Raw genomic sequence first — 14378 nt, 5'->3', positions numbered from 1 at the left:
TGCCGACCGCCTAGGATCCGTTGGGGCAGATGTACTACCTCGACGCTAGGGAAGGCACAGGCGTGACCGACATCCGCGACCTGATCATCATCGGTTCCGGGCCGGCCGGGTACACGGCGGCTGTGTACGCTGCCCGGGCGCGGCTCGAACCGCTGCTCATCGAGGGCGAGGTCAGCTGGGGCGGCGCCCTGATGAACACCACCGAGGTCGAGAACTACCCCGGCTTCCGCGACGGCATCCTCGGCCCGGCGCTGATGGAAGAGATGCGCGCGCAGGCCGAGCGGTTCGGCGCCGAGATCCTCACCCGCGACGTCGTCGAGGCCGACCTCACCGGGCCGGTGAAGTCGGTCACCGACAGCGAGGGCAACGTGCACCGGGCGCGCGCCGTCATCGTCGCCACCGGGTCGCGCTACCGCGAGCTGGGTCTGGTGAACGAGAAGCGGCTGTCCGGCCACGGAGTCTCGTGGTGCGCCACCTGCGACGGCTTCTTCTTCCGCGAGCAGGACATCGCCGTGGTCGGCGGTGGCGACTCCGCCATGGAGGAGGCCACCTTCCTCACCCGTTTCGCGCGCAAGGTGTACGTCATCCACCGCCGCGACTCCCTGCGCGCGTCGAAGGTCATGCAGGAGCGCGCCCTCGCGAACGACAAGATCGAGTTCGTGTGGAACACCGAGGTGCTCGACGTCCTCGGCGACGACAAGGTCAGCGGGTTGCGGCTGCGCGACACCGTCACCGGCGCCGAGCGTGAGCTGGCCGTCACCGGCCTGTTCATCGCCATCGGCCACGACCCCCGGTCGGAGTTGTTCCAGGGGCAGCTGCGCCTCGACGACGAAGGCTACGTGCTGGTCGACGCGCCCACCACGAAGACCGAGCTGGCCGGCGTGTTCGCCGCCGGCGACGTCGTCGACCACATCTACCGCCAGGCCATCACCGCGGCCGGCACCGGCTGCCAGGCCGCCCTCGACGCCGAGCGGTACCTCGCCGACCTCGAGGCCGCCGAGAAGGCCGCCACGCCCGAGCTCGCCGTCCGCTGACACCGAGCTCCGTCACCAGAGAAACGCCCACCATCAAGGAGTCACACATGGGCAACATCCAGCACGTCACCACCGCCGACTTCGACGCGAAGGTCCTGCAGAGCGACAAGCCCGTTCTCGTCGACTTCTGGGCCGAGTGGTGCGGGCCGTGCCGCATGATCGCCCCGGTCCTCGAGGAGATCGCCGCCTCGCAGGACAACCTCGAGATCGTCAAGCTCAACGTCGACGAGAACCCGGAGATCGCGGCCAGCTACCGCATCACCTCCATCCCGGCGCTCAACGTCTACTCCGGCGGTCAGGTCGTCAAGCAGATCGTCGGCGCCAAGCCGAAGGCCGCTCTGCTCAACGACCTCGCCGACTACGTGGGCTGACGCCCGCCCGTCGACGACGCGGCTCCGCGGCCGCCCGAAGGCCGCTCCCGGCGCCCGCCGGTGGACCCCACGGTCCGCCCGGCGGGCGTCGTCGCGTTCGGCGCCGCATCGGCCGAACGCCGGCCGCGCTCATCCATCCGGACGAAAAATCAATCGGACATAACCGCCACAATCGCCTGAAAAACACGTTGTATCGCGTACTAGTTTGCTCCGGACCTCTTGCCCTGAGGACCGAAACCGACATTGAATGTCGTATCCGCAGAAACGAGCCGCTCCGTTTGCCGAGCGCCGAGTTCTCCCGGATCATCTCGTCACGGAAGTCCTTGCTCGGACACCTACCGTGTCAGTGACCGGGGCTCCTGGGACGTCAGGCGAGAGGTGTACATGGAATACAGAGACGATTTGGTGAACGCCGAGAACGCCGCCGTCGAGGCCTACACCTCGATGGCGGTTCGGCAGACCAAGCTGTTGCTGCTCGGTATCGGCACGATGATCGCCTCGATCGTGGCGATCGTCCTGGCCGCACTGGCGACGCTCGCCGACCTCGCGGGCGTGGCCACTCTTCATGCGGCCTTCATTCCCGTGGCGGTCGTCGGCCTCGCGTGCGGCGGGGTCGATTTCATCGCGCGGCGCCGCGACAACGACTACGTCGCCGGCTGGGCGACGGTCGTGGGCCAAGGCGCGCTCACGGCGGCCGGCGCCATTGCTCTGCTCGGTTGGTTCTCAGCGGACCTCTGGGTGTTCGGAGTGGGCCTGGTGGTCGGAATAGTAACCAGTTCGATCTTGGTCAAGTATCCCGAATGGGAAACCGAAGCGGAAATGATCGAACGGTTTGTCCGAGTTCCCGATGACGGTCAGGACGATTTCTTCTGACCGTCGTCCGTTCGGATGACGCCACGTCCCTCTCGAGCACCTCCTGCCGGCCGACACCCCGGAGTCGGCCGGCCGCGTCGTTCCCGGCCACGTCCCGCCGCTGACCCTGTCGCCGGCCCTGCCGCCGGCCCGTCGCCGGCCGCGTCCCGCAGATCCCTCGGCGCCGCTGACCTCGCCCCGTCGCCGGCCACGTCCCGTCGCTGACCCTCCCCGCAGATCCCTCCGCCCTTCCCGGTCACAAACCGGCCATCCCGCGCACTTTCGTAGGGGACAGGCACTCGACAGGAAGGGCAGGCATGCGCGTATCCGCCCTCCACCTCGGTCTTCTCCGCGGTCCCGGCCCCGACGACGACGGCCCGGCCGCCCTGGCGCACGCCGTCCAGGCCACCGAGGACGCCGCACTCCACCTGCGCACGCTGGCTCACGCCGCCGCCGAGCGCGAACGTCGCCGGCTCGCCGACGACCAGCAGGCCATCGCCCGCGACTCCCGGCGCAGGCAGGCCCGGTCGCACGCGTCGCTGCTGGCCGCCGCCGACCGCGTCCGCCTCGACATCACCGAACTGCTCGGCCGCGGCCCCGGCTACGCGCACGAGGGCTGGGAGTCCCCGCTCTGGGCCGAGCCGTACGACCAACCCGTCGACGTCACCCAGGTCGTGCGTGCCGCCACGCTCGGGCTCGCGTCGCCGAGCAACATCGTCGAGCTGCCGTTCGTGCTGCCCGCGCTCGGCGGCAACGTCGTCATCACGCACGCACCCGGCGGCCGCGCGCCGGCGCACAACCTCGCGCAGGCGTTCGTCACCCGTGCGCTCGCGTCCGCGCTGCCCGGCTCGCTGCGGCTGCACCTGCTCGACCCCGGCGGGCTCGGGCAGAACCTCGGCGTCCTCAGCCGGCTGCCCGAGCCGCTGGTCGCCGGCGGCGTGCGGGCCACCCACGAGGAGGTCTCGGCCGAGCTGCGGGCGCTGCGCGAGCACGTCCACCGGCTCAACAGCCAGGTGCTGCTCGGCGACGACGACTCCCTGGTCACCCGCTTGCGCGAGGGCAACGCGCAGGGCATCCCGTGCTCGCTGGTGCTCGCGGCCGGGCTGGGCCCGCACCTCACCGCCGACGACGCCCAGCAGCTCTGGTCGCTGGCGCGCACGGGCAACCGCTGCGGCGTCGCCGTGGTCGCCGTCATCGACACCGGGCGCGAGCTGCCGCAGGGCGTCGCGCTCGCCGACCTCCTCGAGCACGCCGAACACCTGCACGTCGACCACGAGGGCGGCGCCACCTGGGCGTCGTCGCCGCCGGCGCTGCTGCACCACGCGCGGGTGCGCTGCCCCAACCCACCCGGCTCGGCGCAGCACCGGTTCCTCACCACCATCCTGGCCCCGGCGGTCCGTCGCGGCGTCAACCGCCCGGTCGTGCTCGGCGACCTGCTGGCCGCCGAGCGTCCCGGCGCCGGCACCACCCACACCCGCATCGCCGCCACCGTCGGCCAGGCCGCCGACGGCTCCGCCCTCGAGCTCGCGGTCGGCGACGACGAAGGCGTGGCCATCGGCGGCATCGTCGTCGGGCCGTCCGGCTCCGGCAAGACGACGCTGCTGCACGCCTTCATCCACGCGCTCGCGCACCGGTACCCGCCCGAGGAGGTCGAGCTGTACCTCCTCGACATGAAGGCCGGCGTCGAGTTCGCCGAGTACGCGCCCCGGCCCGGGCGGCCCGCGCTGCCGCACGTGCGCGCCGTCGGCATCGAGGCCGACGCCACCTTCGCGCTCGGCGTCCTGCAGCACCTCGCCGCCGTCGACGCCCAGCGCAAGCAGCTGTTCAAAGAGGCGTCCGCCGCCAGCGGCCGCGAGATCAAGAACATCGCCCAGTACCGCGAGGCCACCGGTGAGGTGCTGCCGCGGGTGCTGTTCGTCGCCGACGAGTTCCAGCTCATGCTCGCCGGGCCCACCGAGGACGCCGCCTGGAACACCCTCGACGTCCTGGTCAAGCAGGGCCGCAGCCAGGGCGTCCACGTGCTGCTGGCCACGCAGAGCCTCAACTCCGTCGGCACCGGCCGGGCCGCCCAGAAGGCGTCCGTCTTCGACCAGCTCGAGCTGCGGGTCGGGCTGCGGTGCAAGCCCGACGAACTCAGCCTGCTGCTCGACCGCACCGTCCGCGACCGCCTCGACACCGGCCGCCGCGGCTCCGGCGTGCTCAACCACGCGCGCGGCGACAGAGACGCCGACCAGCTGTTTCAGGGCGGGCTGCTCGACGCCGACGACCGCCGCCGCATCCGCGACTCCGTCGTCGCCCGGTTCGGCCCCGATCCCCGCATCCGCGTCAGCCGCGGCACCGGCGGCGTCGAGCTGGCCGACGCCGCGCCCGTGCTGGCGTCCGCCCCTTCGCCCACCGTCTACGTCGGCGCGCCCGTGGGTGTCTCGCCGCCGCTGGTGGGGGTGCCGGCCCGTGCCGGCGACGGGCGCGGGCTGCTGCTGGCCGGCCGCGACGAAGCCCACGCCGTCGGCGCCGTCAGCGCCATGCTGGCCGGGCTCGCCCTGCAGCCCGGTTCCGACGACGCCGGCTTCGTCGTCGTCGATCTCCTGCCCCCGCGCATCCCCGGCCGCCGCCCCCTCGACCAGGTGGTCGAATGGCTCGGCCCGCGGGTCGAGGTGCTGGACGAGTCCCAGCTCGACGACCTCCCCCGCGTCGCCACCCGCCCATCCGGCCCGGTGTTCGTCGCCGTCCTCGGCCTGCAGTACTCCGGCGTCGAGGCGCCGCTCTACTCCGACGAGCCCCACCCGCTAGGCTGGCTGTGCGGCACCGGGCCGGCGTTGTCGGTGTTCCCGCTCATCTGGCTCGACACCCCCGACCGGATGCGCAAGCTCGGCCAGCACGGCGAACGGCTGCAGCTGCGGGCCGACGCCGGCGGAGACCTCATCGACACCACCTCCTTCCTCCGCGTCCGCCCACCCTTCCCCGCGTCGCGTGGGCGCCTCTGGTTCCACGACCTCGCCGGCGACGCCGACCCCGTCCTGCTCGATCCCCTCCAGGTCGGCGCCGTCCTCCCCGATCCCCGTCCGGCTGCACCCCATGGCGGGCCTGCCCCCGACGCCGCCGGGCCGCACGGCGCTGGCGAGGCGCCCGCCACCGGGTTCGGAGCGACGCCATGACCGCCGAGGTCGAGTTCGGTACCACCGGCGACCCCGCCACGCCGAGTTCCGCAGCGCCCGCCCGCACCCCGGCCATGCGCGCCTACTGCGCCACCCTGGCCCGCTTCACGTCGTCGGTGCAGAGCACGGAGCAGCTGCTGCGCAACGACGACGCCGGCACGCGCGAAGACACCGAGCAGCGCGAGCAGACCGCCGCCACCCGGCTCCGTGGCATTCATCGCGCCTCCTCCGCCGCTGACGACGGGCTCGCCCACTGCGCCACGGTCCGCTCCGAGTACGGCCTCATGCCCCTCCCCGGCCACGGTCCCGACCAGGATCCCGGCCCCGCCGCCGGCCCCGCCATCGCCACCGACCATCCGTCGACCGGCCACCCGCACCCCGACCACGTCCCCGGCCCGACCCCCGATCCGTCGGCCCGCTACCCGCACCCCGGCCCTGGTCCCGACCCCGCCATCGTCGATCCGTTCGCCAGCTACCCGCGCCCTGGTCCCGACCCCGCCAACCCGCGCATCCACCATTCGCACCCCGCCCACGCCCCCGGCGCTGCCGCCCCCCTCGTCGATCCGCTCGCCGGCGACCCGCACCCCGGTCCCGGTCCTGACCCCGCCGCCGCCGACCCGTCCGCCCGTTACCCCGGCAACGCCCCCGGCCCTGGCCCCGCCCCCGCCGACCCGTCCGCCGGTCACCTCCCCACCCCTCATCCCGACGATCGCCGGTCCTTCGACGCCGCCGGCCGGCCCTCGTCGCCCGCCGCCGGTCCGCACCACGGTCCGCCCGACTGGACCTACGACGCGCGCCCCGACATCGGCAAGGCCGGCCGTCACCCCGTCGACCCCGCCTTTTACGACAGTCCGCCGCCCACCGGCAACGGTCCCTCGGCTACCGCCGCTGCCGAATACGGGCTGGCGGCCAGCACCGCCGGCGACCATTCATCGCGCGCCGACACCGACCCAGACCACGGTCCGCCCACCGGCCACCGTCCACCCGTCGACGACAGGTTCGGCGTCGACTCCGGCTACGGCCCCTCCGCCGATCACCTGTACGCCGCTCACCCGGCCGGCGCCAGCACGGCAGGTCCCACGGGCGGCGCCACCACCGCCGTCCACACCGAGCCCGTCGTGCGGCGAACCACCCGCCCGGTCGACGACCCGACGCCGGCGCTCGACCGGCTGCGTCGCACCGGCGGCGCCGACCTCGGCGTGGCCCTGACCGCGCTCGGCCGCAGGCGCGACGAGCTGAAGCTGGCCGAGACCGACTTCGAGACCTGGCTCATCGCCCACGACGAACGGTCGCGGCGGGTCACGACGACCGCCGTCGCGGGCGCAGGGCTGGCCGGGGCCTCCGTCATGGTCGTCGCCGGCACGCGCATGTCCGCCGCCATGACGCTCGTGTTGCTGGTCGTCTGCACGCTGGCCGTCGTCGCGGTCGGGCTGGGCGTGGCCGCGGCCCGCCGGCTCCCCCGCGTGTGCCGAGGCGCCGGGCTCGCGCGCCGGCCGGACGCAGCAGCGCTGGTCAGGTGCGGCGCGCGCATCGGCGGGGCGGCGCTGCTCGCCCTGACGGTGGCCAACGTCGCGGCCGGCGCCCTCTGAAATATCAGCGCCACCTGTCACATTCGCCCGCTCAAAACGACCTACAGGAAAGTAAGCGGCCCGATCCGACCCGGCAGGTGGGGGCCAGAACGAGAAGGGCGGCAGCCATGCCGAGCATCAAGGAATCGGGCGAGATCCTCATCGACGTCGCCAGCGGGCTGACCCGCGGCGGAGACGAGACCTCGCGCGGGCTCACCGAGCTGGAACAGAAGGCCAACGCGGCCATCGAGGCACTGCACGACCTGCGCGCGCCGGCCGAGGAGGCCAAGGCGGCCGCGGAACGGCTGCGGGCTCGGGCCGACAACGCACGGGCGAAGTTCGAAGAACTCGAGCGTGCCGCTTCGGTCACCGAGGACGGCGCTCGCCTGCTGCAGTCCGCCTGCGACGACCTCCAGCGCGGCGACGCCGACCTGGCCGGCGCGTTCGAGCCGCAGATCCGGCCCATCGCCGCGCAGGTCACTCAGTTCACCGAGAGCCTGCGGCAGAGCGCCGAGCGCCTCGAACGCGCGGTCGACGGCGTCGCCGAGGGCGCGCAGCAGATCGGCCGCAGCACCGATCAGCTCCTCGACCACGGCGAACAGATCACGAAGGGCGCCGGCCAGGTCACGTCCAACCTCGCGCAGGTGAAGAAGCGGCTCGCCCAGGTCATCCCGGCCGCCGCACGCGCCGTCCGCGACCGTGGCCGCGAAGCCGTCCACGTCGCGCGGCGGTAGCCATGTCCAGGGCGCCGTCCACCCTCGGCGGCATCGAGGAGGAGATCCGCCTGCTGCGCGAGTCGCAGCGGGCCCTCCAGGACGCCGTCGCCGCGGCGGTGCGCGGCCGTGACGCCACTGCCGCCGACCTCACTGCCGTCCAGCAGCGCATCACCGCGAAGACCGGCCAGGCGCTCCCCTGCGACGCCGCCATCCGCGAGCGCATCGGCAGCGCCATCGAGTCCTCCTTCACCACGGCCAGCCGCGCACTCAACGCCCGCTGGGACGAGATCGTCAAGCTCCTGAAGGAGGCCGGCAAGGGGGTCGCCGCGGCGCTACACAACGCCGAGCACCGGCAGCGGCAACGTGAGGAGGCCGAACAACAGGCACGTCAGGCCCAGCACCGCACCGCCTGACCCGGCCGCGCCGCTAGATCCGGTCACCTCACAGGCCCGGCCGCGCCGAAAACCCCTGGCCCGGCCGGGAAGCATGCGCTAGACAAGGACGGTGACGAACGACCTGGTCCTGCGCACAGCCACCGACGCCGACTACGCCGAGTTGGAAGCCCACATCGCCAACGCGTTCCTCGAGGACGTCGACGAAGACACCGCCGACCACAACCGGATGATCTTCGAGCCCGGCCGCACCCAACTGATGACCGACGCCGGGCGCATCGTGGGCTCGGGCCTCATCCTCACGCGCGATCTCAGCGTGCCCGGCGGCGTCATCCCGGCCGCCCACGTCACCGGGGTCGGCGTCGCGTCGACGCACCGCCGGCGCGGCGTGCTGACGACGCTCATGAACGCCATGCTGACCGAGGCGCACGACCGCGGCACCGAGCCGCTCGCCGTGCTCTGGGCCAGCGAGGGCGCCATCTACGGGCGCTACGGCTACGGCCTGGCGTCGTGGCGGGTGTCGTACGAGATCGGCAGCCGCGACATCACCGTCGGAGGCAGCACGCCCGACGGCGGGCGGCTGCGGACGGCCGCCACCCGCGACGTCCTCGACGACGTCCGGGCGGTGTTCGACCGCGTGCTGGTGCAGCGTCCCGGCCTGTCCACCCGGCCGGGCCAGTGGTGGGAGTACCTCACCGCCGACCCGAAGGGCTGGCGGCGCGGCATGTCGTCCGAGCGCACCGTCGTGTACGAGGACGACGGCGGTGTGCGCGGCTACGCCCGGTACCGCCTCAAGTCGGGCTGGAACGAGACCGGCCCCGACGGTGAGGTCCGGGTCACCGAGCTGCTCGCCGAGACGCCCGAGGCGCACGCCGCGCTCTGGCGGTTCCTGACCTCGGTCGACCTCGTCCGCACGGTCAAGTACGCCCACGGCCCCGTCGACGACCCGCTGCCGCACCTGGTCAACAACCCCGACGCGCTGGTCGGGTCGGCCGGCGCCTCGCTGTGGGTCCGCATCCTCGACGTCGCGGGCGCGCTCGCCGCCCGGCGCTACGCCGCGCCCGTCGACGTCGTGCTCGAGGTCACCGACCCCACGTTCGCCGGCAACACCGGCCGCTGGCGGCTGGTCGCCGACGACGCCAAGGCCGACGTCACGCCCACCGACGCCGACGCCGACCTCGCCCTGGACGTCCGCGCGCTCGGCTCGCTCTACCTCGGCGGCGTCTCGGCGGCCACGCTGGCGGCCGGCGGCCTGGTGACCGAGCGCACCCCCGGCTCCGTCGCGCGCCTCTCGACGGCGTTCGGCTGGCACCGGGCGCCGGTCACGGTAGAGGTCTTCTGACCCAGCCGCGGGGCACAGCGACCGGCTGCGGGGGCCCGCGGCCGGTCGCCCGATTCGCCGACCGGCCGCGGGCCGAAAGGCTCGGCGAACGGGCGGACCAGGCCAGCTCGGACGCCGCGGACCAGCGGGCCCGATCCAGCAGTGTGGGCCTCACCGGCTCGGACGTCGCGGACCAGCGAGCCCGATCCAGCGGGCTCGGCAGGGCCGGCCAGACCGGCCCGAATGGCGTGGGGATCAGCGTGCCCGATCGGCGGGCTCGGCCGGGCAAGCCAGGCCAGCTCGGACGGCGTGGGGATCAGCGGGCCCGATGCAGCAGGTCCGCGAGCCGGCCGGGTCTGCGGGATTGGTGGGCGCGCAAACTCCACGGGCCACGGCCGGTCGACCGACCCTCAACCGGAACGTACGCAGCCCTGCGAGTCGGCCGGGTCGGGCAGGGTCGGCGGCGAAGGGAGGGCGGCCGCCGAAGGGGCGAACGTCAGCTGGTGCCCCAGCCCTCGGTGTCGATCTTCCGGTTGCGGTTGCGCCGCGCCAGGATGCTGCCGAGCGCCAGCACGAACAGCACCAGGCACACCAGCAGGACGACGTGGGCACCGCTGATGCCGGCGCCGTCCCAGCCGGGGACCTCCCAGACGGCGTCGTCGGCGGAGGCGATGAAGCCGCGGTCGATCATCCACTCGCGGCCTTCGTCCCACGAGCTGAACACCAGCGGCGCCACCACCGGCAGGGCCAGTGGCGCGGCCAGGAACATCATGAACACGTCGTTGTCGGAGACGTTGTCGGCCATGGCGCCCCTCAGTAGATGCCGTCGCTGAGGTGCCGGATGCGCACCGCCCGCGTGCGCGACACCACCTGGGACCCGGCGCCGTCGTTGCCGCGCCAGTGGAGCTGCAGCTTGGTGCCGTCGTTCTGGACCGGCTCGACCTGCTCGATGATGACCCAGCCGGTGTCGTCGTCGAGGCGGGCGAGGCTGCCGGCCTGCAGCTGCGACACCATGATCATCTCGGACCAGCCGGCGGTCTCGACCTGCGTGGACGCGGCCGCCGCCGACCCGCCGCCGGAGGAGCGGGCGCGGCTCCAGTCAGCGAGGCCGGACGTGCCGGCGCTGTAGCCCTCGGCGAGGTCGGCGTTGAGGTTGACCCGCCACGACGCCTCGGGGCTGTCGGCCAGCGCGCGGGAACGCTGCACGTGCAGGACGGGGTGCGTGACGACACTGGGGCGCAGCGCGTCGAGCAGGTAGAGGTCCTGCTCGTCGTTGACGCGGCGCGCCTCACGCGGGTCGGGGGTCCAGTAGCACTGGATCAGCGCCGGCGTGGCGTCGCCGGACTGCACGGTGGCCCGGCCGGGCACTGGTTCGGCCGGCTCGGTCGGGCGGTCGCTGCCCCACAGCGCCGACGCGACGCGGCTGTCGAGGCGGCCGAGCGCCACGACGGTGCCGACGTCGTCGCGGTGCTCGTCACGCAGCAGCGGGTCGTCGGCGCGCTGCATGCTGAGGACGAGATAGACGTTCACCTGGCGGCCGTGGCGGAGCAGGTCGGTGACGCGGTCGTGCGCCAGCGACGCGGCGGCCGCGCTCTGTCCGGCCCGGTTGGCAGCGTCGGCGACGGCGGTGGCGAACTCGCGGAAGTGGTGGACGACGACGACCAGCGGCTCGAGCTCGCTGCGGCTGGACCCGGACTCGATCAGCGCCACCCGGCCCTCCATCTCGCGCCACGCCTGGTTGAGCACGACGATCTGGTCGTCGAGCGTGGACGCGACGATCTGCACGTTCGGCCAGTCGCGCACGCCGAGGAGGTCGACGCGGCGGTGGTCGATGATCCACACGGGCCAGCCACGCGCGGCCGCCTCGACGGCGATGCCGGTGAGCAGCACCCGCTTCCCGGCGCCGGACCGCCCGAGCACCAGCAGATGTCCCTGCGGCGCGGCGAGGTTCCAGCCGACCCGCGTGCCGCTGGCGTCGACGCCGAGCGGCAGCAGCCACGACGACAGGTCGGCCTGGGTCGGCACCGGCCGGGCGATGTGGTCGGGCAAGGCCCGGCGGACGGCGTCGCGGGCCCGCTCGGCGCGCGCGGCCGGCTCGGGGGTGAGCGAACCGGCGCTCCGCGTGGGGTCGCGCAGCGTGAGCCGGTGGCCGCGGACGTTGTGGCGGCCTACGGTGTACTGCTCGTCCAGTTGCAGGTGCACGGCCTCGGCGACGCCGGCGGCCCAGCCGGGTGCGGAGTCGTCGACCTCGGTCGGGTACTGGATGTTCAGCACGTGCGGGACGCCGACCCAGCCGCCCTGCCACTGCCGCGCGTCGATGTCGAGGTACGAGGCGTCGGGCACGCCGAGGTGCCGGACCAGCGCCTCGGCGAGGTCGGTGACGGCGTTCTGGCGCAGCCGCCGCCGGACCGACACCGCATACAGTGCGCCGGCACAGGCCAGCGTCGGCAGCAGGAACAGCACGCCGATGTCGGGCTCGTCGAGCGCGGCCAGGATGGCCCACATCGACACGGCCAGGAAGACGACGCCGACGGCACTGGCGGCCAGCTGCCACGGCGTGAAGCCCTTGATGGTGGGCTCGGCCGGGCGCGCCGACGCGAACCTGTCGTCGCTGCCGTCAGCGTCGGGCGGCCCGGACGCGGCGGCGAAGGTGTCGGCCGGGTCATGTGGCGCCACGGGACTGCCTCTCCGTTGTCGGTCCTCACTGTCGAAGGTGCGCGCGGACGGGGTGTTGTGACAAGGGTGGGACGCCGGGTCAGCGGTGCGCCAGCGGCGTCTGCAGTTCGACGATGCGCCACGGCTCGGCCGCCGACGCACGGGCGAGGAACGCGAACCACTGGTGCTCGACCAGCGGGCCGTTCCACGCGTCGCGGCCGATCGGCGTCATGCGGACGTAGAACCGGCGCTCGGCGCGGGTCGCGGTGTCGGGGGTGTCGACGTCGGTGGTGTGCGGGTCGATGGCGTTGATCGAGGCGAACGCCTGGTGCTGCGCCCACTGCTCCCAGTCGCGCTGGACGTCCTGCCGCAGGCCGTCGAGGTCGTAGGCGGCATCGTCGTGCGGCGCGGCCAGCCACGCCTGGACCCGGGCCATGGCGTCCTCGGCCGACGCGTCGCTCGCGGCGTCGAAGCTGTAGGCGGCGGTCAGAGCGGCCACGGCGACGGCGGTCGGGTCGGCGTCGTCGACGGCGGCGGGGTCGGGCACGACGACGGGTTCGGGCTGGCGCATGCCCGGCGGGAGGGTGGGGGTCTGACGGGGTGCGGGGGTCGGCTGGGCGGTCGGGGTGTCGGACGGCTCGAGCGGCTCGTCGGCGGCGTCGCTGGTAGCGGCGTCGGTCGGCGGGGCGGCCGGCGGCTCGGAGCCAGCGGCGGCGTCGTCCGGCGGGTCAAGGTCGGTGGACTCGACCGGGCTCGGCGCGACGCCGGCGGCGCCACCCGGGGGGCCGCCGCCATCGCCGTCGTCGCCACCACCGCCGAACACCAGCAGCAGCCCGACGACGGCGAGCACCGCCGCGGCGGCGACCAGCAGCAGCGAGGAGCGCGACCGGGTCATGGGTTCATCCGCCCGTAGCCGAGCACCGGGCCGCTCGGCCCGACGCTGAACGTGCCGGGCGAGCGCTGGACGCTGTCGTTCTCGTTGCCGCCGATGGTGACCAGCGTGCGGCTGGCTTCGTCGACCTCGACCACGATGCTCACGTGCCCGGAGTAGATCATGACGTCGCCGGGGCGGGGCGGCTTCGTGGGGCCGGCGCTGCCGACGGGGATGAACTCCTGGCCCTGCCCGCCGGACTCGAACCACGCCTTCATGCCGATGACGGCCGGGATCTGCCACTGATGTCGCCAGAAGTACATCTGGGTACCGGCTTCGGGTTGGAACGGGATGCCGGCCTCGAGGTAGACCCAGCTGACGAAGTCGGCGCACCACTGCTCGCAGCCGCTGGCGATGTAGGTGTCGGTGATGGTCGGCCCGCAGTTGCTGCCCAGCGGCTGTTCGACGATGCCCTTGGCGTACTCCTGCTCCGCGATGCGCACGACGCCGTCGAGGCCGCCGCCGCTGATGCCGCCGCAGCCGGCCCAGCCGCCGCCCTCGCCCTGGTCGCCGTCGCCGCCCTCGCCGATGCCCATGCCGCTCGGCGGCGGATAGGTGGCGTACTGGCCGTAGTCGCCGGTGCCGCCCTGGGTGAAGTTGGACGAGATGAGCGCGTGCACGTTCTCGACGTAGCGCCTGGTCTCGTCGTTGTTCCAGTTGCCCGCCGGTCCGGCGTTGTAGCTGGCGGCGGAGTAGACGAAGGTGCCCGGATCCCAGCGGGCGGCGTCGCCCAGCGGCGTCTCGGCGGTGACGCTGCCGTAGACGCCGTCGGTATGGGTGAAGAGGTTCGCCGCGGTGAAGACGGCGTCGCCGGGGTCCATGTAGTCGGGTGGACCGCCACCGGCGCTGTACTTGTACGCGTCCCAGGTGCCGGCGCCGAGGTTGAACTGCATGGGGCCGAAGCAGCAGCCGGAGCTCGGCCAGTCGGTGTCGAGGTCTTTCCAGGTGTTGCCGTTCTCGGTGAGGTAGATGGCCGCGAGGTAGGCGGGGTCGATGCTGAACTCGTCGCCGGCGGAGGTGAAGATCTCGGCCCACGGCTCGGGGACGTTGGCCAGCGTGGCACCGCCGGTGCAGACGTCGCCGCCGGGGGTCATGGTGCACTCGGCCAGCGGCGCGCGGTCGGTGATCTCGCACCAGAGCGCCATGACCGTCGCGACGGGGACGAACGCCAGCGACGCCGCGCCGACGACGCCGAACACCGTCAGCAGCGCGATGCCCAGGATCCACTTGCGGACCCGGCCGGAGCCCTTGCCGCCCGGCGTGCGCGCCGGCTTCGTCTTGGTGCGCCTGGCGACGACGGCCCCGCCGGCGGCGACCGAACCCTGTGCCATACCCCGCCCTCCATCCGGGCGCCTGCCACGGCGGCTGCTAGCGGACGTCTGT

General features: G+C 73.5%; 12 protein-coding genes. 8 read left to right on the top strand and 4 right to left on the bottom strand.

The features are described 5' to 3' along the window. The first annotated feature begins 62 nt into the window (after nt 1–62). The 8 genes from trxB to BLV02_RS23590 all read left to right on the top strand — a co-directional run bounded on the left by trxB (nt 63) and on the right by BLV02_RS23590 (nt 9430). On the top strand, nt 63–1034 hold the full coding sequence (gene trxB, locus BLV02_RS23625; RefSeq protein WP_069109337.1) for a thioredoxin-disulfide reductase: 972 nt from the start codon (nt 63–65) through the stop codon (nt 1032–1034). Between the two features lie 47 nt (nt 1035–1081). Further along, nucleotides 1082–1405 carry a thioredoxin gene (gene trxA / locus BLV02_RS23620; protein ID WP_053203681.1) on the top strand — a complete coding sequence of 108 codons (324 nt, stop codon included), beginning with the start codon at nt 1082–1084 and terminating at the stop codon, nt 1403–1405. A gap of 384 nt (nt 1406–1789) precedes the next feature. Next, nucleotides 1790–2278, top strand: a complete 489-nt coding sequence (locus BLV02_RS23615) for a hypothetical protein (protein ID WP_141711372.1) — start codon at nt 1790–1792, stop codon at nt 2276–2278. A gap of 296 nt (nt 2279–2574) precedes the next feature. Then, nucleotides 2575–5412: an FtsK/SpoIIIE domain-containing protein gene (locus tag BLV02_RS23610; protein WP_069109339.1), complete on the top strand. Its 2838-nt coding sequence runs from the start codon at nt 2575–2577 to the stop codon at nt 5410–5412. Then, nucleotides 5409–7001, top strand: a complete 1593-nt coding sequence (locus BLV02_RS23605; protein ID WP_069109340.1) for a hypothetical protein — start codon at nt 5409–5411, stop codon at nt 6999–7001. Before BLV02_RS23610 ends, BLV02_RS23605 begins: the two co-directional genes overlap by 4 nt. A 107-nt stretch (nt 7002–7108) precedes the next feature. Further along, nucleotides 7109–7714, top strand: a complete 606-nt coding sequence (locus BLV02_RS23600; protein WP_069109341.1) for a hypothetical protein — start codon at nt 7109–7111, stop codon at nt 7712–7714. 2 nt (nt 7715–7716) lie between these two features. Further along, on the top strand, nt 7717–8109 hold the full coding sequence (locus tag BLV02_RS23595; protein WP_069109342.1) for a hypothetical protein: 393 nt from the start codon (nt 7717–7719) through the stop codon (nt 8107–8109). Nucleotides 8110–8200: 91 nt separating this feature from the next. Then, on the top strand, nt 8201–9430 hold the full coding sequence (locus BLV02_RS23590; protein ID WP_083412399.1) for a GNAT family N-acetyltransferase: 1230 nt from the start codon (nt 8201–8203) through the stop codon (nt 9428–9430). A gap of 475 nt (nt 9431–9905) precedes the next feature. Here the strand turns inward: BLV02_RS23590 and BLV02_RS23585 are convergent, their stop codons facing one another. From BLV02_RS23585 to BLV02_RS23570, 4 genes are all read right to left on the bottom strand, one after another. Next, the gene (locus BLV02_RS23585) at nt 9906–10214 is read right to left on the bottom strand and encodes a hypothetical protein (protein WP_069109343.1); all 309 of its coding nucleotides are present in this window, start codon (nt 10212–10214) and stop codon (nt 9906–9908) included. Nucleotides 10215–10222: 8 nt separating this feature from the next. Then, complete coding sequence (locus tag BLV02_RS23580) at nt 10223–12085, bottom strand: ATP-binding protein (protein ID WP_069109344.1); 1863 nt, start codon at nt 12083–12085, stop codon at nt 10223–10225. Nucleotides 12086–12164: 79 nt separating this feature from the next. Next, nucleotides 12165–12959, bottom strand: a complete 795-nt coding sequence (locus BLV02_RS23575) for a hypothetical protein (protein WP_069109345.1) — start codon at nt 12957–12959, stop codon at nt 12165–12167. Beyond that, a complete protein-coding gene (locus tag BLV02_RS23570) occupies nt 12956–14326 on the bottom strand; it encodes a CHAP domain-containing protein (protein ID WP_069109346.1) in 1371 nt (456 codons plus the stop codon). The genes BLV02_RS23575 and BLV02_RS23570 overlap by 4 nt, the downstream gene beginning before the upstream one ends. Nucleotides 14327–14378: the final 52 nt, after the last annotated feature.

Origin of the sequence: Jiangella alba (assembly GCF_900106035.1) — a bacterium.
GTDB lineage: Bacteria > Actinomycetota > Actinomycetes > Jiangellales > Jiangellaceae > Jiangella > Jiangella alba.
The sequence above is the reverse complement of the archived record's forward strand: the minus strand, read 5'-3'. Positions and strand labels throughout refer to the sequence as shown.

Bases quoted from the DNA above. Each gene is read 5' to 3' on its own strand.
- trxA (WP_053203681.1), top strand. From the start codon at position 1,082: ATGGGCAACATCCAGCACGTCACCACCGCCGACTTCGACGCGAAGGTC.
- BLV02_RS23615 (WP_141711372.1), top strand. From the start codon at position 1,790: ATGGAATACAGAGACGATTTGGTGAACGCCGAGAACGCCGCCGTCGAG.
- BLV02_RS23610 (WP_069109339.1), top strand. From the start codon at position 2,575: ATGCGCGTATCCGCCCTCCACCTCGGTCTTCTCCGCGGTCCCGGCCCC.
- BLV02_RS23605 (WP_069109340.1), top strand. From the start codon at position 5,409: ATGACCGCCGAGGTCGAGTTCGGTACCACCGGCGACCCCGCCACGCCG.
- BLV02_RS23600 (WP_069109341.1), top strand. From the start codon at position 7,109: ATGCCGAGCATCAAGGAATCGGGCGAGATCCTCATCGACGTCGCCAGC.
- BLV02_RS23595 (WP_069109342.1), top strand. From the start codon at position 7,717: ATGTCCAGGGCGCCGTCCACCCTCGGCGGCATCGAGGAGGAGATCCGC.
- BLV02_RS23585 (WP_069109343.1), bottom strand. From the start codon at position 10,214: ATGGCCGACAACGTCTCCGACAACGACGTGTTCATGATGTTCCTGGCC.
- BLV02_RS23575 (WP_069109345.1), bottom strand. From the start codon at position 12,959: ATGACCCGGTCGCGCTCCTCGCTGCTGCTGGTCGCCGCCGCGGCGGTG.
- BLV02_RS23570 (WP_069109346.1), bottom strand. From the start codon at position 14,326: ATGGCACAGGGTTCGGTCGCCGCCGGCGGGGCCGTCGTCGCCAGGCGC.